The sequence below is a fragment of the Streptomyces sp. NPDC003036 genome (assembly GCF_040611175.1).
Classification (GTDB): Bacteria; Actinomycetota; Actinomycetes; order Streptomycetales; family Streptomycetaceae; genus Streptomyces.
The window spans coordinates 54,902-76,156 of sequence record NZ_JBEXNO010000010.1 but is presented as its reverse complement, the minus strand read 5'-3'; the positions used below and the strand labels follow the sequence as shown (position 1 = coordinate 76,156).

General features: G+C 72.7%; 16 protein-coding genes. 4 read left to right on the top strand and 12 right to left on the bottom strand.

Annotated features, from left to right (window positions below):
- Positions 1 to 144: 144 nt before the first annotated feature.
- On the bottom strand, positions 145 to 657 hold the full coding sequence (gene nrdR, locus ABZX67_RS09975; protein ID WP_355356786.1) for a transcriptional regulator NrdR: 513 nt from the start codon (positions 655 to 657) through the stop codon (positions 145 to 147).
- A 680-nt stretch (positions 658 to 1,337) separates the two neighbouring features.
- Between nrdR and lexA the strand changes: the two genes are divergently transcribed.
- On the top strand, positions 1,338 to 2,126 hold the full coding sequence (gene lexA / locus ABZX67_RS09970) for a transcriptional repressor LexA (protein ID WP_355356784.1): 789 nt from the start codon (positions 1,338 to 1,340) through the stop codon (positions 2,124 to 2,126).
- Positions 2,127 to 2,239: 113 nt separating this feature from the next.
- On the opposite strand, the gene ABZX67_RS09965 is transcribed toward lexA, so the two are convergent.
- The 5 genes from ABZX67_RS09965 to ABZX67_RS09945 form a co-directional block, all read right to left on the bottom strand.
- Positions 2,240 to 4,210, bottom strand: a complete 1,971-nt coding sequence (locus ABZX67_RS09965) for an ATP-dependent DNA helicase (protein WP_355356782.1) — start codon at positions 4,208 to 4,210, stop codon at positions 2,240 to 2,242.
- A 46-nt stretch (positions 4,211 to 4,256) separates the two neighbouring features.
- Positions 4,257 to 6,107: an IucA/IucC family siderophore biosynthesis protein gene (locus tag ABZX67_RS09960; protein ID WP_355356780.1), complete on the bottom strand. Its 1,851-nt coding sequence runs from the start codon at positions 6,105 to 6,107 to the stop codon at positions 4,257 to 4,259.
- A 73-nt stretch (positions 6,108 to 6,180) separates the two neighbouring features.
- Entirely contained in the window at positions 6,181 to 6,927 is a 747-nt protein-coding gene (locus tag ABZX67_RS09955; RefSeq protein WP_355356778.1) for a GNAT family N-acetyltransferase, read from the bottom strand.
- A gap of 39 nt (positions 6,928 to 6,966) precedes the next feature.
- Positions 6,967 to 8,892 carry an IucA/IucC family protein gene (locus tag ABZX67_RS09950; RefSeq protein ID WP_355356776.1) on the bottom strand — a complete coding sequence of 642 codons (1,926 nt, stop codon included), beginning with the start codon at positions 8,890 to 8,892 and terminating at the stop codon, positions 6,967 to 6,969.
- Between the two features lie 31 nt (positions 8,893 to 8,923).
- On the bottom strand, positions 8,924 to 10,306 hold the full coding sequence (locus tag ABZX67_RS09945; protein WP_355356774.1) for a diaminobutyrate--2-oxoglutarate transaminase family protein: 1,383 nt from the start codon (positions 10,304 to 10,306) through the stop codon (positions 8,924 to 8,926).
- 248 nt (positions 10,307 to 10,554) lie between these two features.
- Here ABZX67_RS09945 and ABZX67_RS09940 point away from each other — a divergent pair, with 248 nt between their 5' ends.
- Both ABZX67_RS09940 and ABZX67_RS09935 read left to right on the top strand, forming a co-directional pair.
- A complete protein-coding gene (locus ABZX67_RS09940) occupies positions 10,555 to 11,730 on the top strand; it encodes a hypothetical protein (protein WP_355356772.1) in 1,176 nt (391 codons plus the stop codon).
- 188 nt (positions 11,731 to 11,918) lie between these two features.
- Positions 11,919 to 13,109, top strand: a complete 1,191-nt coding sequence (locus ABZX67_RS09935) for a hypothetical protein (protein ID WP_355356770.1) — start codon at positions 11,919 to 11,921, stop codon at positions 13,107 to 13,109.
- 84 nt (positions 13,110 to 13,193) lie between these two features.
- On the opposite strand, the gene hflX is transcribed toward ABZX67_RS09935, so the two are convergent.
- From hflX to miaA, 6 genes are all read right to left on the bottom strand, one after another.
- Positions 13,194 to 14,699 (bottom strand): GTPase HflX, encoded by a 1,506-nt coding sequence (gene hflX, locus ABZX67_RS09930; protein ID WP_355356768.1) that lies wholly within the window; start codon positions 14,697 to 14,699, stop codon positions 13,194 to 13,196.
- Positions 14,700 to 14,853: 154 nt separating this feature from the next.
- A complete protein-coding gene (locus ABZX67_RS09925) occupies positions 14,854 to 16,365 on the bottom strand; it encodes a M1 family metallopeptidase (protein ID WP_355356765.1) in 1,512 nt (503 codons plus the stop codon).
- A 94-nt stretch (positions 16,366 to 16,459) separates the two neighbouring features.
- Positions 16,460 to 18,595: an HD domain-containing protein gene (locus ABZX67_RS09920; protein WP_355356763.1), complete on the bottom strand. Its 2,136-nt coding sequence runs from the start codon at positions 18,593 to 18,595 to the stop codon at positions 16,460 to 16,462.
- Positions 18,596 to 18,733: 138 nt separating this feature from the next.
- Entirely contained in the window at positions 18,734 to 19,609 is an 876-nt protein-coding gene (gene dapF, locus ABZX67_RS09915; RefSeq protein ID WP_355356761.1) for a diaminopimelate epimerase, read from the bottom strand.
- A gap of 44 nt (positions 19,610 to 19,653) precedes the next feature.
- Positions 19,654 to 20,148 carry a hypothetical protein gene (locus ABZX67_RS09910; protein WP_355356957.1) on the bottom strand — a complete coding sequence of 165 codons (495 nt, stop codon included), beginning with the start codon at positions 20,146 to 20,148 and terminating at the stop codon, positions 19,654 to 19,656.
- 107 nt (positions 20,149 to 20,255) lie between these two features.
- Positions 20,256 to 21,194, bottom strand: a complete 939-nt coding sequence (gene miaA, locus ABZX67_RS09905) for a tRNA (adenosine(37)-N6)-dimethylallyltransferase MiaA (RefSeq protein WP_355356759.1) — start codon at positions 21,192 to 21,194, stop codon at positions 20,256 to 20,258.
- On the opposite strand from miaA, the gene ABZX67_RS09900 reads away from it, so the two are divergent.
- Entirely contained in the window at positions 21,163 to 21,243 is an 81-nt protein-coding gene (locus ABZX67_RS09900; RefSeq protein WP_355356955.1) for a hypothetical protein, read from the top strand. The two genes, miaA and ABZX67_RS09900, sit on opposite strands and share 32 nt — an antisense overlap.
- Positions 21,244 to 21,255: the final 12 nt, after the last annotated feature.

Here is a 21,255-nt window from a genome sequence, read left to right as displayed (position 1 = left end):
GGGCAAAAACGCCCTGAAGTGCCCAGATCTTCCCGAGGCACAGTTTGTGTCTGGTGTCGCGAACGCCGCGCACAGCGCCCGTGACAGGTCTTTTGCGATCACTGCCGGTCGCCGACGATCACTGTCGATCGCCGGACGGCTCGATCAGTCGGCGGCGGTCGCGGGCACCGGGACCTCTGGGGTCGCACCGGGCCCGCGCCCTTCCGCGGGTGGCCGCCCGTCGCGGAGCTCCGCGATGGCCGCCTCGAAGTCTTCGAGCGAGTCGAACGCCCGGTACACGGACGCGAAGCGCAGGTACGCGACGAGGTCGAGCTCCTGCAGCGGGCCGAGTATGGCCAGTCCGACGTCGTGTGTGGTCAGCTCCGCGCTGCCGGTGGCACGCACCGCCTCCTCGACCCGCTGGCCGAGCTGGGCGAGGGCGTCCTCGGTGACGGGCCGCCCCTGGCATGCCTTCCGTACGCCGTTGATGACCTTGGTGCGGCTGAAGGGCTCGGTGACCCCACTGCGCTTGATCACCATCAGCGAGCACGTCTCCACCGTGGTGAAACGGCGGGAGCAGTCGGGGCACTGGCGGCGGCGCCGGATGGAGGTCCCGTCGTCGGTGGTGCGACTGTCGACGACGCGGCTGTCGGGGTGCCTGCAGAAGGGGCAGTGCATGGCTCCCAACCCTCCTTCACAGCACGACTGAATAGCCTCGCCGGGGCCCGTCAGGCCCCTCGAAGCAGCCATAAGCATAGGCGATCGCCACACCCCCGGAAGACCGGGGGACCACAACACTTGGGCGGCCGAGGACATACAACCACTAGATCTAGGGTCTGGCGGCCAATCGCCACCAGCCGCGTGTCGCGGCTCGGACACGGTCCGCAGTACCCCGAGGCCAGCGCGGCACCAGGGCGGCAACCCCCGCGGGAAAGCCCGTCCGGGGGCGCCGCGGGCATGACTCCGAGCCCCTGTTCCGGGGTACGGACGAACGCGGATGCCGGCACCCTACCGACGACGGACACCGACGACGGCACACCCCCGCGGCGCGCGAGGGCGGGCGGGGGGCACGGCGGCGGGCACGAGCCTACGGGACGGGCGCGGCGCCTCCGACCCGGGGGCGGCGGGATGGCAGACTGGCGCCCCGGCCTACCCCGCCCCACCGGGCGACGGTGGCGGAGGCTAGCGTCATGACCCGAAATTGCCACCGCAGCGAATTCCGGGAAGCGTCGCACATACACCTAGTCACACGTACACGTAAGCCATTCCGCGATTTTTCACTCGAACGTGTGTTTGGCGCAACCTTTCGAAAGCCACTACCGTTGTCCGGCTAGGGAGAACATTCGAGAGGGGCCGACGTGACCACCACCGCAGACAGTGCCACCATCACTGCCCAGGACCGCTCCCAGAGCCGACTTGAGCCGGTACATGCCATGAATGAAGCGACGACGAACGCGGAGGGCGTCAAGCCGCCCACGCGCTCCCTTCCCGGGCGACCTCCCGGCATCCGGGCGGACAGCTCCGGACTCACGGACCGGCAGCGCCGCGTCATCGAGGTGATCCGGGACTCCGTGCAGCGGCGAGGCTACCCGCCGTCCATGCGTGAGATCGGCCAGGCCGTGGGGCTGTCCAGCACCTCCTCCGTCGCCCACCAGCTGATGGCACTGGAGCGCAAGGGATTCCTCCGCCGCGACCCCCACCGGCCGAGGGCGTACGAGGTCCGCGGCTCCGACCAGCCCAGCACCCAGCCGACGGACACCACCGGCAAGCCCGCCGCGTCGTACGTCCCGCTGGTCGGCCGGATCGCGGCCGGCGGCCCCATCCTGGCGGAGGAGTCGGTCGAGGACGTCTTCCCCCTGCCCCGCCAGCTCGTCGGCGACGGAGAGCTCTTCGTCCTGAAGGTCGTCGGCGACTCCATGATCGAGGCCGCCATCTGCGACGGCGACTGGGTGACCGTGCGCCGCCAGCCCGTCGCGGAGAACGGCGACATCGTCGCCGCCATGCTGGACGGTGAGGCCACCGTGAAGCGGTTCAAGCGCGAGGACGGCCACGTCTGGCTGCTCCCGCACAATGCGGCGTACCAGCCGATCCCCGGCGACGAGGCTACGATCCTCGGCAAGGTGGTAGCGGTGCTGCGGCGGGTCTGACCCCTCCCCCGCCGACCCCTGATCGACCCCGGGACCCACTGCGCCGGTCCCGGGGTCCTCCCATGTCACACGCCCGTGTCACGCGCCCGCCCGTGTCACACGCCCATCGAGGGCTAAGCCCCCGGGGCCTTCGCCGCCGCGTCGATCGCGGCGAGCGAGCGCCGCACCTGATTGCGGTCGGTCGTGTACCAGAAGTCGGGCAGGGAGGCCCGCAGGTAGCTGCCGTACCGGGCGGTGGCCAGGCGCGGGTCCAGGACGGCCACGACACCCCGGTCCCCCGTGGCGCGCACCAGGCGCCCCGCTCCCTGCGCCATCAGCAGGGCGGCGTGCGTCGCCGCGACGGCCATGAAGCCATTGCCCCCGGCCTCCTCCACCGCCTTCTGCCGCGCGCTCATCAGCGGATCGTCGGGGCGCGGGAACGGAATCCGGTCCATCACCACCAGCTGGCAGTTCGGGCCCGGCACATCGACGCCCTGCCACAGCGACAGCGTGCCGAACAGGCAGGTCTCGGCGTCCCCCGCGAAGTTCTTGATCAGTTCGCCCAGGGTGTCCTCGCCCTGGAGCAGGATCGGCTTGTCGAGCCTCCCGCGCAGCTCCTCGGCGGCGGCCTGGGCGGCCCGCATGGAGGAGAACAGGCCGAGCGTACGGCCGCCGGCGGCCTCCACCAGCTCCGCGAGCTCGTCCAGCATGTCCGTACGGCTGCCCTCGCGGCCCGGAGTGGCCAGATGCCGTGCGACGTACAGGATGCCCTGCTTCGGATAGTCGAACGGCGAACCGACGTCGATGCCCTTCCAGACCGGTACGTCGTCGCCCTCGGTGCCCTCCGGGGCCAGGCCCAGCGAGGCTCCCACCCCGTTGAAGTCCCCGCCCAGCTTCAGCGTGGCGGAGGTGAGGACCACCGACCGGTCGGCGAACAGCTTCTCGCGCAGCAGCCCGGACACGGAGAGCGGCGCGACGCGCAGGGAGGCGCCGAAGCGGTCATGGCGCTCGTACCAGACGACGTCGTACTCGGAGCCCTGGGTGATCCGCTCGGCCACGTCGTGCACGGTCTCGACGGAGGCGAGCGCCTGCCTGCGCACCGCGTCCTCGTCCTGCACCGACTTGTCGCGCGTCGAGCCCAGCGCCGAGATGACGGCCCTGGCGGCGTCGCGCAGCGCCATCAGCGCGTACCCGAGGTCCTCCGGGATCTCCTCCAGGCGCCCCGGCAGGGCCAGCTCCATGAGCCGCTCGAAGCCCTCCGCGGCGGTCTGGAGCTGATCGGCGACCTTCTCGTTGACCAGCTTGGCGGCCCGCCGCACCGCGCGGTTGACCTGGCCGGGGGTGAGCTCGCCGGTGGCGACGCCGGTGACCCGGGAGACCAGCTCGTGGGCCTCGTCGACGATCAGCACGTCGTGCTCAGGGAGCACGGGGGCGCCCTCGATCGCGTCGATGGCGAGCAGGGCGTGGTTGGTGACCACGACATCGGCGAGCTTGGCGCGCTCGCGCGCGGCCTCGGCGAAGCACTCGGCGCCGTACGCGCACTTCGACGCGGACAGGCACTCCCGGGACGACACCGACACCTGGGCCCAGGCGCGGTCCGAGACGCCGGGCGTCAGGTCGTCCCGGTCGCCGGTCTCCGTCTCGTCGGACCAGTCGCGCAGCCGGAGCAGGTCCTTGCCGAGCTTGCTGGTGGGTGCCGCGGCCTCGAAAGCGTCGAACAGACCCTCTTCGTCGTCCTGCGGGACGCCTTCGTGCAGGCGGTGCAGGCACAGGTAGTTCGAGCGGCCCTTGAGCATCGCGAAGTCCGGGCGGCGGCGCAGCTGCGGGTGCAGCGCGTCGACCGTCCGGGGCAGGTCGCGCTCGACCAGCTGCCGCTGGAGGGCCAGGGTGGCGGTGGCCACCACCACACGGTCCCCGTGCGCCAGGGCGGGCACCAGGTAGCCGAGGGACTTTCCGGTGCCGGTGCCGGCCTGGACGAGCAGGTGGGAGCCGTCGTCGATGGCCTGGGCGACGGCCTCGGCCATGGTGACCTGGCCTGGCCGTTCCACGCCGCCGACGGCGGTGACGGCGGCGTGGAGGAGGTCGGGGAGGGATGGCTTCGTCATAGCCCGTCCACCCTACGGTGCGGCACTGACAATCCGATCACGGCGATCATGCCAGCGGATTGGGGACGGTGCCGTGGACCGCCGCGTGCGGGCGCTGCGGACGGTCACGGTAACCGTCCAGATGCAGCCGGTTGCGGTTGAGGCAGAGCCGCTCGATGCGCGGCGTGAAGAGGTCGAAGAGCTCGAAGCGGTCCTTCAGCGCCGGGAAGCGGGCCTGGTAGCGCAGGATCTCCGCCCGTACGAGTGACCAGAAGTCGCTCTCCGCGACGCCGAGTTGCTCCTCGCACAGCGGCGCCAGGAAGCGGAACACCCCGACGAAGAGACCGGAGTGGATGAACTGGGTCAGGAACGCGGGCTCCTCGGTGAGGAGGGTGGCCCGTACGTCGTCGGGCATGGTGTCGTGCTCCGGCAGGGGCCGGGCGCTGACGTTGATGTCGTCGACGAAGTCCTTGATCGCGAGCCGTACGGGCACGTCGTGGTCGTCGAAGACGACGATGGCGTTCTCGCCGTGCGGGGAGAAGACGGTCCCGTACCGGTGGAGGAAGTGCAGCAGGGGCGGCAGCAGGGCGGCGAAGAGGCGCTGCAGCCAGACCCTGGGGGCGAGTCCCGAGCGGGTCACCAGCTCGGCGGTGAAGGCGCGGCCGCGGGGGTCGGTGTACAGCAGGGACGCGAGGGTCCGGGCGCGTTCGCCGGGCGGCAGTCGCAGGGGTTCGCGCCAGATCGCGCCCAGGAGCTCCTTGTACTGGTACGGGACCTCGGGCAGGTGGTCGTAGAGGGGGTGCTCGACGGTGACGGAGGCGACCTCGCCCTGGAGGATCACGCCGCACTCGTCGCGCAGGAAGGGGTCGCCGTCGCGCAGGGTGTGGACCCAGGCGGTGACGGCCGGTGCGGCGAGCGTGCGGGCGGTGGGCAGCCCGCGCCAGACGAGGGTGTTGAGGACGGAGAGCGGCAGTTTGACGGTGTGCCGCTCGGGTCGGCTGGTGTTGAGGAAGGTGCGGATGGACTGCTGCGGCAGCCGGAGGTCGTTGTCGGTGCCGAGTGGCACGATGAGGTCGCGGGCGATGGCGGGGGCGTAGAGCGGCAGCACCACCTCGTCCCACTGCCAGGGATGGACGGGGAGGAGGAGGTACGCGGCGGGGTCGAGGCCCCGGGCGCGGAGCGCGGCGGTAAAGGAGTCGTGGACGTCCGGGTCGAGCTCGCGGGCGTAGAGCTGCTCGGGGGTGTCGAGTCCGGTGACTCCGCGATAGGCGGCGAGCTCGGTGGAGACGGCGATCCACGGCAGCCGGGCCGATCTGCGGGCTTCGGGTGCCCAGCGGGCCGCGTCGTCGGCGGAGAAGCCGATGCGGCCCTTGTTGAGGACGATCCACGGGTGGCCGGTCTGGTGGCCTTCGAGGTCCGCGTAGCCGAGCTCGGCGAGCTGGTCGGCGCCGAGCGCGGTGTGGTCGAGCCGGGTGTCGGCGGCGAGCGTGGTGGTCAGCTCGCGCAGGAGGTGGCCGAGGGTGGCGCCGTCGATGGCGAGCAGGCTCCGGGCGCGGACAAGGAAGCCGAGCGGGTCCGTGAAGGGCTTCCCGTCGCAGGCGATCGAGTCGGGAGCCACCCGCCAGCTGCCGTACGCGGTGCGGCGTGCGGTGAAGGTGAGCAGGGAGCCGTCGTCGAGCCGGAGCGTGTACGGGTCGTACGGGTCGTACGCCGGTGTCCCGGCGGCCGCCGGCGGGCCGGCGGGCGTGGGCTCGACGATCTCCTCGTAGGCGAACTCGCCGATCATCTTGGCGAGGAGGCGGCGCGAGGCGCGGTCCCACGCCTCCGCGGTCAGCTCGGGCGGGGTGGCCGGCGACTGGGTGTCCTGCGCCGGGGCGGACGAATCCGCGGAGTCGGGGACGGCAGGGGACTTCGGCACGTGGACTCCTCGGGGTGGGACCGATGCGGGTCGGGTGGGGTACGTAAGGCGGAGGTGTGGAGGCGGAGACCGTTCATAGGAGGTGTCTCAGGGCGCGGTCGCGGATCATGAGGGCGGCTCTCTTGTCCGGGAGGTCGAGTTCCGCGCAGAAGCGGAATCCGGCGGTCATGAAGGCGGAGAGGGAGGGGGTGTTGCGCAGATCCGGCTCGGCGATGACCCGGGTGCAGCTGGGGCGGTGGTCGAGGACGAGGTCGGCGACGGCCCTCAGGAGGGTGGTGCCGAGGCCGCGGCCGCGGTCGGCGACGCCTCCGATGAGGAGGTGGACGCCGGTGTCGTGCGGACGCGCGGGGTAGTGGCGGGCCAGCGGGTCGAGGTCGGCGCGGTAGATCTCGAAGTAGCTGATGGGCGCGTCGTCCAGGACGCCGAGACAGGGCACGCTGCGGCCGTCGCCGTCGAGTTGGGCGCGCAGGTGGGCGGCGGTGACGGCTTCGGGGCCGGCGAGGTCCCAGAAGGCGGCGACGGCGGGGTCGTTCATCCAGCGAGTGATCAGCGGCAGGTCGCGCTGGAGGCGTACGGGCACGAGCCGGAAGACGCCCGCGGGGGTGAGGGCCGCGCCCCAGCCGGCGACCGCGTCGAGGAGATCGCCGTCGGCGAGGGTGTTCCGCGGCTGGGCCGCGGGGATCGGCTCGTCCGCCGTTAACAGGGCGATGAGCTCGTCCGGCAGCCGCATGTCCAGGGTGTCCTCCGTGCCCGTGCCGACGGGGTCCGACGGGGGGCGGGGGCTGATTCCGGTGCCGGTGGTCGCATCGGTGGGAGGCATGGGGCGCTCCTCTCTGCGGAGGCGGTGGTGCCGGTGGTCTCAGGGGTGGAGGGGGTTGGTGACGGTGACGTAGACGGACTGGGTGTCGACCGGGCCGACGAGTTCGTCCAGGCCGTGGAGCCGGGTGAGGAGGTTGGCCTTGCAGCGCAGGGTGGGGCTGTCGAGGAGGAGGCGCGGCAGTGGTGATCCGAGGGCGGTGGCGGCGGTGAGGAACTGGCGGAAGGCGGCGAGGAGGAGACGTTCGTCGGCGAGGCGCTGGGCGCCGAAGGCCCCGATCAGGCCGAGGACGTTGTTGATGCCGAGGTAGTAGGCGAAGCGCTCGTCGGTGACGGCGTCCGGGACGAAGGTGTCGCTCTCGGAGCCGATACCGGGCAACCGGCGCTCCAGGGCCGTGCGGTGGGACTCGCGGAAGTAGTAGCCCTGATTGTCTCGGTAGCGGCCGCCGGTGGGCCAGCCGTCGGGGTCGAGGACGACCAGGGTGTTCTGCTGGTGGGCCTCCAGGGCGACGCCTGCCGTGCCGTCCAGCCAGAGCACCGGGCGTACGACGTGGTCCAGGTAGCGCAGGAACCACTCGGCGGCGACGGCTCCGGCGGGCCGGCCGGTGCGGGCGGCGAGGCGGGAGACGGTGACGGCGAGGCGCGACCGCATGCGGGGGCTGCCGGGCCAGGGGCGCGGCGCGGCGAGGCTCGCGATGCAGACGGCGTCGTCGCCGGGGCCGAAGGGGTTGTGGCGGATCATCACATCGAGCCCCGGGACGGGCTCGCCGGAGGGGGTGTCGACGGCGAGCCAGGCCGGGTCCCGGACGATGTCGAATCCGGGGTGGGCGGCCCGCCACTGCTTGGCCAGTCCCGTGCGCAGCAGCCGGTGGACCTCGACGCCCCGGTGGAGCTCCTTGCGGAGGTTCTCGCGGCGGGAGTTGGTGATGCGCAGGCCGAGCGACAGCTTGAGCATGGCCGGGGCGCCCGGCTGATGGACGGTGCGGATGGAGGACGTGGGGTACCAGGGGATGCCGTGGGGGCCCAGGTCGTGGAGGAGTCCGGCGGCCAGGAGCTCGGCGACCTGGGGGCGGTGGCGCAGTTCGCGGGCCTGCCACGGGTGCACGGGCAACGCGACGGTGCCGTCGGGCAGTCGCAGGCCGGCGGCGAGGCGGGCGGTGATCCGGTCGGCGGGCAGGGGGCGGCCCTGTTCGGTCCAGGCGGAGTCGGCGGCCAGGACGGAGCGGTCCACGGCCATCCAGTGCAGGGGGAAGGAGCCGTGCAACTCCGGTGAGTAGAGCCGGGCTTCACCGTCGGAGAGCCCCTCGCGGCTCTTGGGCGTGGGGTGGAGCGGGTGGCCGAGCACCAGCGACTGCTCGGCGGCGAGGAACGCGTCGGCCTCCGACACGGGGGTGGGCCGGCGGCGCCGGTGGGCGATGAACTCGGCGGTGCGGCGCGCCGAGTCGGCGACCCGGGCCACCAGGTCGGCGCCTTCGGAGTGAGCGGGCTCGCGGTCCGGTGCGGCGCCCGGGGCGCGGTGGGTTTCACGGCTCAGCAGGGCGGCGACCGTGGCGGCGTCGGCGGGTGGGGCGTTGCGCGGGGCGCCTTCGAGGGCGGGCGGTCCGAAGCGGTGCCAGCCGGTGGCCGACCAGTAGTGGACGGGCACGAGGAGGGCGGTGCCGCTGGCGTCGAGGGGGATGCGCAGGGTGGCCTCGGCGGGTGCGGCCAGGTTCTTCTCCCGTACCCAGCAGCGCAGCAGGTTCTCGGTGGTCGCCGCGTCCGCCGCGCGGTGCGCGTCGGGGTCGTCGAGGTGATCGACGGGCACCGCGGCGGTGGAGGTGCGCCGCTCGGCGTACGCACCCGGCTGCTGGCGCGGCACCGTCGTCGACTCGGCCACGCGGGGGTCTCGGGTCAGGGGGCCGGGACCCGGGTGCGGGGCGGTGGGGCGGCCGTCTGCGTCGGCTGCTTCGGGTGCGGGGGTGCTGTTCACGGAGGGCGCTTTCTGGTGAGGGTGTTCGCGGTCAGCGGGACGGTCCTGTGTCGCTCGTGAGGGGCTGGTGCCGGGTGCGTTGGGCGGCGGTCAGGGCGTCGGCGAAGCGGTCGAGGACCGCCGCGGCCTGCTCGTCGGTGAGGGTGAGGGGTGGCAGCAGGCGGACGACGGCGCTGTGGCGGCCGCCGAGTTCGACGATGAGGCCGCGGTCGAGGCAGGCGCGCTGGACCGCGGCCGCCAGCGCCGGGGCGGGCGGCGGAGCTCCGTCGCGGGGGCCGTCGGCGTCCGGGTCGACGAGCTCGACGCCGAGCATCAGTCCCCGGCCGCGTACGTCGCCGACGCAGGGGTGCGTGGCGGCCAGCCCCTGGAGCCGGCCGAGCATGCGGCCGCCGAGGGTCGCGGCCCGCTCGGCGAGCCGGTTCTCGCGTACGAAGGTGAGGGTGGCGGCGCCCGCCGCCATGGCGAGCTGGTTGCCGCGGAACGTTCCGGCGTGGGCGCCGGGCTGCCAGACGTCAAGCGCGGACTTGTAGACGATGACGGCCAGCGGGAGGGAGCCGCCGATGGCCTTGGACATGACCATCACATCGGGGACGACGCCGCTGTGCTCGACGGCCCAGAAGGCTCCGGTGCGGCCGACACCGGTCTGGACCTCGTCCGCGATCAGCGGGATGGAGCGGTCGGCGGTGATCTGCCGCATCCGGCGCAGCCAGGTGTCGGGGGCGGGGATGACGCCGCCCTCGCCCTGCACCGGTTCGAGGATCATCCCGGCCGGGTCGGGTACGCCGCTCTTGGGGTCGTCGAGGAGGTTCTCCGCCCAGCGGGCGGACAGTTCGGCGCCGCGCTCGCCGCCGATGCCGAAGGGGCAGCGGTAGTCGTACGGGTAGGGCAGGCGGGTGACCCGCACGTCCGTGGCGCCGCCGGAAGCGTCCAGCGCCGCGGCCGTCATGCCGTGGTAGGCGCCGGTGAAGGCGAGGAGGCCGGTGCGCCCGGTGGCCGTGCGGACCAGCTTCAGCGCGGCCTCGACCGCGTCGGTGCCGGCCGGGCCGCAGAACTGGATCCTTGCGTCCTCGGCCAGTTCTCGCGGCAGCGTGGCGAACAGCTCGGTGGTGAAGGCGTCCTTGACCGGGGTGGCGAGGTCGAGGACGTGCAGCGGGGCGCCCGAGTCGATGACCTTCCTGATGGCCTCCAGGACCACCGGGTGGTTGTGTCCGAGCGCCAGTGTCCCGGCGCCGGAGAGGCAGTCGAGATAGCGCCGCCCGTCCGCCCCTTCGATCGTCAGGCCCCTGGCCCGTACGGGCACGATGGGCAGCGAGCGCGCGTAGGTGCGGGCCGCCGATTCGCGGAGCGACTGGCGGCGCAGGATGCCTTCGTGCGCGGCGGGCGGCGCCACCGTGGTTGGTTCGGTCGCGGCCACGTCTTCGGGTCCTCCCGGCTGGAGCGGTTGTCTGTCCCCCGTCCGTACCAACGACGATGCCTCGCCGGGATCACGGTCGTCTCCGGATCCGTGCGGACGCGGGCGGTCGGGCTCCGTCGCACGCGGGGAACCGCGGACCTGCCGGACACCGTCCCCATCGTCACCGGCATAGTGGGGGCCGCACTCCGGTGCCGTGGTGCAAGAGTTCCAGACGTACTTGGTTACGAAGTCCCAGGGGGATTCACGACATGCGACCCATTCGTCCGCTGCTCGCCGCAGCCTCCGTCGCCGCCGCGCTGGCGCTGACGGCCACCGCCTGCGGGCCGGGTGAGGACACCGCGGGCGGGGAGCCCAGCGCTTCCGCCGGTCAGACCGCGGACGGGAAGATCACGATTCCGGACGAGCTGAAGGACCGGCTCAAGGAGCACGGGATCGATCTGGACAAGTGGAAGAACGGCGAGTGGAAGAACTGGGACAAGGACACGTGGCTGCGTGAGGCCAAGGACTACGTCAACCCGATCATCGAGGACCTGTGGGACCCGGACCGCATGCGGGAGGCGGAGGAGCCGGAGCGCCCGGTCGAGGAGGAGGACATCTCCGGTGACGAGGGTGTCACCGACCCGACGCCCCGGCCGGTCGAGGCCCAGCCGGTGAAGGCGCCGTACCACTCCGCCGTTCCGGAGGCGGGCAAGCTGCTCTTCGACGGCCCGCAGGGCCCGATGGTCTGTTCGGCGACCGTGGTGAAGGACCCGGCGAACCCCGGCAAGTCCAACCTCGTGTGGACGGCGGGCCACTGCGTGCACGCCGGCAAGGAGGGCGGCTGGTACCGCAACATCGCCTTCGTCCCGTCGTACAACGACGGCGACAAGTCGACCGCCGAGCTGGAGAAGGCCTCGCGCGAAGAGGTCGCCCCCTACGGCGTGTGGTGGGGTGACTGGGCGCAGACGTCTGAGCAGTGGATCAACGAGGGCGCGGCGACCGGTGGCCAGGGCGCGCCGTACGATTTCGCGGTCATCCATGTGACGCCGGAGAAGGGCGGCAACGGCAAGTCGCTGGAGGAGACGGTCGGTTCGGCGCTGCCGGTGGACTTCGACGCCCCGGCCACCCAGAAGATCGCGAGCATCACGGCGACCGGTTACCCGGCGGCGCCGCCGTTCGACGGCCAGAAGATGTTCCAGTGCGCGGACAAGCCCGGCCGGCTGTCCCTCCAGGCGGACCAGCCGACGATGCACCGCATCGGCTGCACCATGACCGGCGGTTCGTCCGGCGGCGGTTGGGTCGCGGAGGGCCCGGACGGCAAGCCGGCCCTGGTGTCCAACACCTCGATCGGCCCGGTGACGGCGGGCTGGCTGGCCGGCCCGCGCCTGGGTGTCGAGGCGAAGGGCGTGTTCGACGAGGTCAGCAAGAAGTTCGCGGGGCGCTAGCACCCGCTCGTGGAGAGTCCGTGCAGGTGGCGCCGGGTGGCAACGCGCCCCGGCGCCGCCTGCATAGAGTGGGGGCACATCCTCACGCGGCGGTCCCGGAAGACCGCCCTAGGGCGTGACACGTTCATGGCAATACGCGCGGGGCGGGCCGACACCCGGACCCCGCGCTTTCATGGGGGAGTCGTTTCATGCGATCCATACGTCCACTGCTGGGCGCCACCGGTCTGGCCGCGGCCCTCGCGCTGACGGCCACGGCTTGCGGCCCGACCGAGGACGGGGCGGCCGGCAAGCCGGCGGCCTCCAGCCCCGCGGGCGGGCAGGGTGGGCAGGACGGTCAGGGCGGGACCGAGCTTCCGAAGGACCTGGCCGACAAGCTCAAGGAGCACGGTGTCGACCCGGAGAAGTGGAAGAACGGCGAGTGGAAGAACTGGGACAAGGACACGTGGCTGCGTGAGGCCAAGGACTTCGTCAACCCGGTGATCGAGGGGCTGTGGAAGCCCGAGCGGATGCAGACCGCCAAGTCGCCGCAGAAGACCATGGCCGCCGGCGACCTCTCCGGCGACCAGGGCGTCACCGACCCGGAGCCGAGGCCCATCCAGGCCGTGCCGGAGGCGAAGCCGTACCACAAGAACGCCGCCCCGGTCGGCAAGGTCTTCTTCGACTCCCCCGAGGGCTCGATGGTCTGCTCGGCCACCGTGGTGAAGGACCCGAAGAACCCCGGCAAGTCCAACCTCGTGTGGACCGCCGGCCACTGCGTCCACGCCGGCAAGAGCGGCGGCTGGTACCGCAACATCGCCTTCGTTCCCGCCTACAACGACCTGGGCAAGAGCCCGGCGCAGCTGGAGAACGCCCGGCCGCAGGAGATCGCCCCGTACGGCGTGTACTGGGCGGACTGGGTGGCGACCTCCGGTGAGTGGATCTCCCAGGGCGGCCCGACGGGCGGCGAGGGCGCTCCGTACGACTACGCCGTGATGCACGTGAAGCCGGAGAACGGCGGCAAGTCGCTGGAGGAGACGGTCGGTGTCGCCCTCGACGTCGACTTTCAGGCCCCGCAGGCCGTCGGCATCCCGGCGATGGGCGCCTGGGGGTACCCGGCCGCCGCCCCGTACGACGGCGCGCTGATGCACAAGTGCGTCGACCGCCCGGGCCGCCTCACCCTCAGCCCCGGTACGCCGACGATGTGGCGGATCGGCTGCACCATGACCGGCGGTTCCTCCGGCGGCGGCTGGTTCCGCGAGGTGCCGGGCGAGGACCGGCTGGTGCTCGTGTCCAACACCTCCATCGGCCCGGTGACGGCCGGCTGGCTGGCGGGCCCGCGCCTGGACGAGGGCGCGCGGGGCATCTACACGATGATGAGCGACAAGTTCGCGGGGCGGTAACCCGGACGAACAGGCCGAAGGCCCGCACCCTCACCTGGAGGGGGCGGGCCTTCGGCTCGTTCGGTACGGCGGTGTGCCGGTGCGTCAGTGCGTCGCCGGGGTGAACCGGGCCAGCGAGCCGGCCAGCTCCTCGTGCACCCGCGCCTTGAGCAGCGTGCCCTCCGCGGTGTGCTCCTCGGAGATCACCTCGCCCTCGGTGTGCACCCGCGAGACCAGCCCGCCCTGCGTGTACGGCAGGAGCACCTCGATCTCGACCTGCGGCCGCGGGAGCTCCGCGTCGATCAGGGCGAGCAGCTCGTCGATGCCCTCGCCGGTCCGCGCGGACACGGCGATGGAGTGCCGCTCGATGCGCAGCAGGCGCTGCAGCTCGACCGGGTCGGCGGCGTCCGCCTTGTTGATCACGACGATCTCGGGGATGTCCGTCGCGCCGACGTCCCGGATCACCTCCCGCACGGCGGCCAGCTGCTCCTCCGGGGCCGGGTGCGAGCCGTCCACCACGTGCAGGATCAGATCGGCGTCGCCGACCTCCTCCATGGTGGAGCGGAACGCCTCGACGAGGTGGTGCGGCAGGTGCCGTACGAAGCCGACGGTGTCCGCCAGCGTGTACAGGCGGCCGCTCGGCGTCTCGGCCCGGCGCACGGTCGGGTCGAGGGTCGCGAACAGCGCGTTCTCCACGAGGACGCCCGCGCCCGTCAGGCGGTTGAGCAGGGAGGACTTGCCGGCGTTGGTGTATCCGGCGATCGCGACCGACGGCACCTTGTTGCGCCGCCGCTCCTGCCGCTTGATCTCGCGGCCGGTCTTCATCTCCGCGATCTCCCGGCGCATCTTCGCCATCTTCTCGCGGATCCGCCGACGGTCCGTCTCGATCTTGGTCTCACCGGGACCACGGGTGGCCATACCGCCTCCCGAGGAGCCGGAGCCACCGCCACCCATCTGCCGGGACAGCGACTGACCCCAGCCGCGCAGCCGCGGCAGCATGTACTGCATCTGCGCGAGCGAGACCTGCGCCTTGCCCTCTCGGGACTTGGCGTGCTGGGCGAAGATGTCGAGGATCAGGGCGGTGCGGTCGACCACCTTCACCTTGACGACGTCCTCGAGGTGGATCAGCTGGCCGGGGCTGAGCTCACCGTCGCAGACGACGGTGTCGGCCCCGGTCTCCAGCACGATGTCACGCAGTTCGTTCGCCTTGCCCGAGCCGATGTACGTGGCCGGGTCCGGCTTGTCGCGGCGCTGGATCACACCGTCGAGGACCAGCGCACCCGCCGTCTCGGCGAGCGCGGCCAGCTCCGCGAGGGAGTTCTCCGCGTCCTGCACGGTCCCCGAGGTCCATACGCCGACCAGCACCACACGCTCCAGGCGCAGCTGCCGGTACTCGACCTCGGTGACGTCCTCGAGCTCGGTGGAGAGGCCCGCGACACGGCGCAGGGCGGCGCGCTCGTGGCGGTCGAACTGGTCGCCGTCGCGCTCCCCGTCGATCTCGTAGCTCCAGGCGACGTCCTCTTCCATCAGGGCATCGGCCCGAAGGCTCTCGGTGCGGGTGGTGTCCGCGAAGCTCTGTGCGTCCTGGGAAGGGGAAGAAGAGGAGGTCATTGGATCCTTACGTCGAAGAAATACTCGATTCGTCAGGCACAACGCGTGACTCCCCCGGATCATTCCCGGGGCGGGTCCCCGGCAACCCGGGGGGCCCGGCAGCGCCGCCGACCCGACGATGGTCGCACGGTACCGCGGGCCCGTCACGCGAGTTTCAGCGCTTCTTCGACGGCTGGGCCTTGACCGGGGCCTTGCTGCGCCAGTCCGGGTGGCCGGGCATCGCCGGCGTCTTCTGGCCGTACAACCAGCCCTCCAGGAAGGCGCTCAGGTCGCGGCCCGCGATGTCGGAGGCGAGGCGGACGAAGTCCGCGGTGCTCGCCGTCCCGTGGGCGTGCTCCGTCACCCAGCGCCGCTCCAGCAGCTCGAAGGCCTCCTTGCCGATCTCCTGGCGCAGCGCGTACAGGATCAGGGCGGAGCCGTCGTACACCACCGGCCGGAACAGGCTGATCTTCTGCCCGGGGGCGGGGGGCTTGGGCGCGGCCGGGGGGCCGCCCGCCGCGCGCCAGCCGTCGGAGGCGATGTACGCGTTGCGCATCCGCTCCTCCAGGGACTGCTGGGCGGTCTCCTCGGCGTAGAGGGCCTCGTACCAGGTGGCGTGGCCTTCGTTGAGCCACAGGTCGGACCACGTGCGGGGGGAGACGCTGTTGCCGAACCACTGGTGGGCCAGCTCGTGGACCATGATCGCGTCGACGTACCACTTCGGGTAGTCACCCTCCCGGAACAGCGAGCGCTCGAAGAGGGACAGCGTCTGGGTCTCCAGCGCGAAGCCGGTGTCGGCGTCGGCGACGAGCACGCCGTACGTCTCGAAGGGGTAGGCCCCGACCCGGCGCTCCATCCACTCCAGGTGCTGCGGTGTCCTCTTCAGCCACGGTTCCAGGGCCTCCCGGTCGGCCTCCGGGACGACGTCGCGCACGGGGAGCCCGTGCGGGCCGGTGCGCTCGACGACGGCGGAACGGCCGATGGAGACCTGCGCGAGCTCGGTCGCCATGGGCTCGGCGGTGCGGTAGAGCCAGGTCCGCGCGTCGCCCGCCTCCACCTGCGCGACGCGGCGTCCGTTGGCGACGACGGTCAGTTCCCGGGGAGCGGTGACGCGGAAGGTGAAGTACGCCTTGTCGGCGGGGTGGTCGTTGCCCGGGAAGACCCGGTGCGCGGCGTCGGCCTGGTTGGCCATCGCCAGCCCGTCGGAGGTACGGACCCAGCCGCCCGCTTCGCGGGAGTCGCGCGGATCGCTGGTGTGGGCGACGGTGACGGTCAGCGGCGCACCGGCTTCGACGGGCTGGACCGGCTCGACGACCAGGTCCTCGCCGCTGCTCTCGTACGCGGCGGGCAGGCCGTTGACGTGGACGGCGCGCACGGTGCCGTGGGTGAAGTCGAGGTTGAGGCGCTCCAGCCGGGCCGTGGTCCGCGCGTCGATCTTGGTGAGGGCGTCCATCGGCTTGGTGTTGTCGCCCTGGTAGGTGAGGGCGATGTCGTACGCGAGGACGTCGTAGCCGGGGTTGCCGAGGTGCGGGAAGAGCGGGTCGCCGATGCCGAGCGGCTGGGGCGCGGGCGCGGCGGCGGCGGCGACCAGGCAGCCGGCCGACGCCGCGGCCAGCATGGCCACGCGGAGGCGTCGGGACGATCGTACGAGCGATCGCGGCGTGGATCGCGGTGTGATGAGAGGCATGGGGCAACCGCTATCAGCGCACCGCGCACGCGCCGTGACGGCGCGCGCCCCGCGCACCTCGCGCGCACCCGAACGGCGTCGTACGCCGCTCCGCTCAGGCGCGGCTGACGTCGTACACGCCCGCCACGTCGCGCATGGCGCGCATCAGGCCGGGCAGCTGTGCCGCGTCGGGGAGCTGGAGCGTGTAGGTGTGCCGGACGCGCTGTTCGGTGGGCGGTTCCACGGTGGCGGAGATGATCGCGGCGCCCGCCGTGGCGATGACGTCGGTGAGGTCGGCGAGCAGGCGCGGCCGCCCGAAGGATTCGGCGACGAGCGTGACCCGGCAGTCGGCGGTGTCGCCCCAGCTCACGGCGGTGGGCACGCGCCCGAGCGCCTCCATGCGGCGGACGGCGGGGCACTCGGCGCGGTGGACCGTGACGTTTCCGCCGCGTACCGCGAAGCCGGTGACCGCGTCGGGCGGTACGGGGGTGCAGCAGCGCGCGAGGCGGACGGGCGCGTCCGGGAGGCCGGCGACGACGGCGCGGGCGCCCGCCCCAGGCATGGGGACGGGGCCGGGGCCCGCCGGGCCCCGCTCCGTAGGCGCGGCGGCGCAGGGCGGGTGCTCCGCGGGGTGCTCCGACGGCTGCTCCGCCGCCGGCTCCGGCTTCACCGCCTCCGGGTGCGCCGCGAGCCAGCGGGTGATGGCGATCCGCGCGGCCGGGGTGCTGGCATGTTCGAGCCAGTCGGGCGAGGGCCCGGAGACGGCGTCCTGCGGCGGGTCCTGGGCGAGCAGCAGCTGCACGGTGTCCCCGTCGCCGAGCACCGTGGCGAGCGAGGCGAGGCGGCCGTTGACGCGGGCGCCGACGCAGGCGTGGGCCGCCTCGCCGTACTGGGCGTACGCGGCGTCCACGCAGGTCGCGCCGCCGGGCAGCGCCAGGGTGCCGCCGTCGGGGCGGAAGACGGTGATCTCGCCGTCCTGGGCGAGGTCGGCGCGCAGCGAGGTCCAGAAGGTGTCGGGGTCCGGGGTGGCCTGCTGCCACTCCAGCAGGCGGGAGAGCCACCCGGGCCGGGTCGGGTCGGCGCGCTCGCCGTCCTCCCCGTCCTCGCCGTGCTCGGCGCCCGCGGCGTACGGGTTGCCGAGGGCGACGACGCCCGCCTCGGCGACCTTGTGCATCTGGTGCGTACGGATCAACACTTCGGCGACCGAGCCATCGGGGGCGGCGACCGCGGTGTGCAGCGACTGGTACAGGTTGAACTTCGGCGCCGCGATGAAGTCCTTGAACTCGGAGATCACGGGCGTGAAGCAGGTGTGCAGTTCGCCGAGCACGCCGTAGCAGTCGGCGTCCTCCCCCACCAGGACCAGGAGGCGCCCGAAGTCCGTGCCGCGCAGCTCGCCGCGTTTGAGCCTGACCCGGTGCACGGAGACGAAGTGGCGGGGCCGGACGAGGACTTCGGCGGGGATGCGCGCTTCGCGCAGGGCGGTCCTGACGTCGTCGGCGATGGCGGCGAGGGCGTCCCCGGCGGTGGCGTTCTCGGCGATGAGGGCGCGGGTCTGCTCGTACTCGGCGGGGTGGAGGATGGCGAAGACCAGGTCCTCCAGCTCGGTCTTGAGCGCCTGTACGCCGAGCCGTTCGGCGAGCGGGATGAGGACGTCGCGGGTGACCCGGGCGATCCGCGCCTGCTTCTCGGGGCGCATGACGCCGAGGGTGCGCATGTTGTGCAGCCGGTCGGCGAGTTTGATGGACATGACGCGGACGTCGTTGCCGGTGGCGACGAGCATCTTGCGGAAGGTCTCGGGCTCGGCGGCGGCGCCGTAGTCGACCTTCTCGAGTTTGGTCACGCCGTCGACGAGATAGCAGACCTCGTCCCCGAACTGCTCGCGCACCTGATCGAGGGTCAGGTCCGTGTCCTCGACGGTGTCGTGGAGGAGGGAGGCGGTCAACGTCGTGGTCTCGGCGCCCAGTTCGGCGAGGATCAGCGTGACGGCGAGCGGGTGGGTGATGTACGGCTCGCCGCTCTTGCGGAACTGGCCGCGGTGCGAGGACTCGGCGAGGACGTACGCCCGGTGCAGCACGGCGAGGTCCGCGTCGGGGTGGTGCGCGCGGTGGGCCTCGGCGACATGGCTGATCGCGTCGGGCAGCCGGTCCCGGGTGGCGGGACCGAGCAGGGCGGCGCGGCCGAGCCTCCGGAGGTCGATCCTCGGGCGGCCGCGCCGGCGGCTGGGCGCGGGGTTGGTGGCCTCTGCGCTCATGGGGCACCTCCGGCGGGGTCTACCGGCGGTGGGCGGGCGGCATGCCCGCCGGGCCGGTGCTTGATGCTACCGAGCCCACCACGTCGAGCCGACCGGCTCTCGCCCAGCGTGAACGGGATCACCCATTCGAGCGAAGCCTCAGGCGGTGGCGTTCTCCGAGAGCCAGGCGGGGTCTATGCGGCCCTCGGCGACGATGACCGCGGGGCCGGTCATCTCGATCTCGCCGTCGGGGTGTTCGGTGATCGTGAGCGTGCCGCCGAGGAGGTCCACGGTGTACGTGACCGGCGTCCCGGTCTCGGCCGGGTCGGCGCCGTCCCGGCGGGCCGCGGCGACGGCCACCGCGCACGCGCCGGTGCCGCAGGAGCGGGTCTCGCCGGAGCCGCGCTCGTGGACGCGCATCGCGACGTGGCGGGGGCCCCGGTCGGCGACGAACTCGATGTTGACCCCGTCGGGGTAGACGGCCGCAGGCTCGTACGGCGGCTCGGACCGCAGGTCACCGGCGTGGGCGAGGTCCTCGACGAAGGCCACGGCGTGCGGGTTGCCCATGTTCACGTTCCGGGCGGGCCAGCTGCGGTCGCCGACGGTGACGGTGACGCCGTCCTCGGGCAGCCGGGCGCGGCCCATGGAAATGGTCACGTCACCGGTCTTCTCCAGATGGGCGCGCTTGACGCCGCCGCGGGTGGCGATGGCGATCTCACCGGCGGTGATGTGGCCCGCGTGCTCGAGGTAGCGGGCGAAGACGCGGACGCCGTTGCCGCACATCTCGGCGATCGAACCGTCGGCGTTGCGGTAGTCCATGAACCACTCGGCCTCCCCGGCCATGTCCCGGGCCTCGGGGTGCGCGGCGGAGCGGACGACGTGCAGCACCCCGTCGCCGCCGATGCCCGCCCGCCGGTCGCAGAGCCGGGCGACCGCGGAGGCGCTCAGCTCGATGGCGTTGTCCGGGTCCGGCACGATCACGAAGTCGTTCTCGGTGCCGTGGCCCTTGAGGAAGGCGAGGGGTGTGGTCGTCATGCGCTCCATCGTACGAGGGGGGTCCGACACCGGCCCCGCTCGGCTCAGCGGAGGCGGGCGACCCGCCACACGGCCAGCGCGACGAGGAGCGCGACGCCGGCGGCGTACAGCGCGATCACGCGCCAGTCGGGGCGCTCGCCGGAGCCGCGGGCGGGCAGGCCGGGCCAGGTGTAGCCGACCCGGCGGGCGGCCATCATGCCCCAGCCGGCGGCGCACCCGCACAGCAGCAGGCCCAGCATGGGCAGGACGGCGCCGCCGTCACCCGAGCCGAAGGCGAGGGGGAAGGCGAACATCAGCGAGCCGATCGCGGCGAGTCCCACGATGGGGGCGAGCTGCCAGATGCGCAGCCGCCGCTGCGGGCGCAGTTCGACCTCGACTTCGTCCGGGGTGATCTCCTGGGCCCCGTCCTCGTCGAGCTCGGGCCCGTCCGGGCTCAGGCCCGGCGCGGCGGAGCCCAGGCCCTGTGCTGCCTGGTCTTCTCCCGGTGCCATGTCGTCCGGTGCTTCGTACTGTTCTCTGTCGCGAGGGCCGGCCTCCATCGCCACGCGCCCTCCCAACTCGGACTCCACTGGTCGATCGATGCTCGATGATGGCACGGTCCCGGGCACCGGAATGACGGGCAGGGCGTCCCGATGCCATCACGTGATCAGGCTGTAACCGCTCGTTCGACCAACGTCAGCGCTTGCCGCGGGAGTTCCGCGCGGTCCGCGGCCGCTCCACTGAGCCAGTGCACGCGCGGGTCGCGGCGGAACCAGGAGTCCTGGCGCCGCGCGAAGCGCTTGGTGGCGCGGACGGTCTCGGCGCGCGCCTCGTCCTCGGTGCACTCGCCCGCGAGCGCGGCGAGTACCTGCTGGTAACCGAGTGCGCGGGAGGCGGTGCGGCCCTCACGCAGCCCGCGCGCCTCCAGTTCCCGCACCTCGTCGACGAGTCCGGCTTCCCACATGCGGTCCACGCGCGCGGCGATCCGCTCGTCGAGCTCGGGGCGCTCGACGTCGACGCCGATCTGGACGGTCTCGTACACCGACTCGTGACCGGGGAGGTTGGCGGTGAAGGGCTTGCCCGTGATCTCGATGACTTCGAGCGCCCTGACGATCCGGCGGCCGTTGCTGGGCAGGATGGCCCGGGCGGCGTCCGGGTCGGCGGCGGCGAGGCGGGCGTGCAGGACGCCGGAGCCGCGCTCGTCGAGCTCGGCTTCGAGGCGGGCGCGGACGGCCGGGTCGGTGCCGGGGAACTCGAGGGCGTCGACGGCGCCGCGTACGTACAGCCCGGAGCCGCCGACGAGGACGGGGACGCGGCCCTCGGCGAGCAGGCGGTCGATCTCGGCGCGGGCGAGCCGCTGGTACTCGGCGACGCTGGCGGTCTCGGTGACGTCCCAGATGTCGAGGAGGTGGTGCGGGATGCCGCCGCGCTCCTCGGACGTCAGTTTGGCGGTTCCGATGTCCATCCCCCGGTAGAGCTGCATGGAATCGGCGTTGACGACTTCGCCGCCCAGCTGCTGGGCGAGGAAGACGCCCAGATCGGACTTTCCGGCCGCGGTGGGGCCGACGACGGCGATGACCCGCGGGGCGGGAGCTGCGCTTCTCACCGACCCAGTCTCGCAAACCTCACCCACTGTCCCCGAACGAGTGACGTGACGGTCCGGGCTC

Excerpts from the sequence above, each read along its gene's own strand:
- nrdR (WP_355356786.1), bottom strand. The coding sequence starts at position 657 with ATGCACTGCCCCTTCTGCAGGCACCCCGACAGCCGCGTCGTCGACAGT.
- ABZX67_RS09965 (WP_355356782.1), bottom strand. The coding sequence starts at position 4,210 with ATGACGAAGCCATCCCTCCCCGACCTCCTCCACGCCGCCGTCACCGCC.
- ABZX67_RS09955 (WP_355356778.1), bottom strand. The coding sequence starts at position 6,927 with ATGCCTCCCACCGATGCGACCACCGGCACCGGAATCAGCCCCCGCCCC.
- ABZX67_RS09940 (WP_355356772.1), top strand. The coding sequence starts at position 10,555 with ATGCGACCCATTCGTCCGCTGCTCGCCGCAGCCTCCGTCGCCGCCGCG.
- ABZX67_RS09935 (WP_355356770.1), top strand. The coding sequence starts at position 11,919 with ATGCGATCCATACGTCCACTGCTGGGCGCCACCGGTCTGGCCGCGGCC.
- hflX (WP_355356768.1), bottom strand. The coding sequence starts at position 14,699 with ATGACCTCCTCTTCTTCCCCTTCCCAGGACGCACAGAGCTTCGCGGAC.
- ABZX67_RS09925 (WP_355356765.1), bottom strand. The coding sequence starts at position 16,365 with ATGCCTCTCATCACACCGCGATCCACGCCGCGATCGCTCGTACGATCG.
- ABZX67_RS09920 (WP_355356763.1), bottom strand. The coding sequence starts at position 18,595 with ATGAGCGCAGAGGCCACCAACCCCGCGCCCAGCCGCCGGCGCGGCCGC.
- dapF (WP_355356761.1), bottom strand. The coding sequence starts at position 19,609 with ATGACGACCACACCCCTCGCCTTCCTCAAGGGCCACGGCACCGAGAAC.
- ABZX67_RS09910 (WP_355356957.1), bottom strand. The coding sequence starts at position 20,148 with ATGGAGGCCGGCCCTCGCGACAGAGAACAGTACGAAGCACCGGACGAC.
- ABZX67_RS09900 (WP_355356955.1), top strand. The coding sequence starts at position 21,163 with ATGACCCGCGGGGCGGGAGCTGCGCTTCTCACCGACCCAGTCTCGCAA.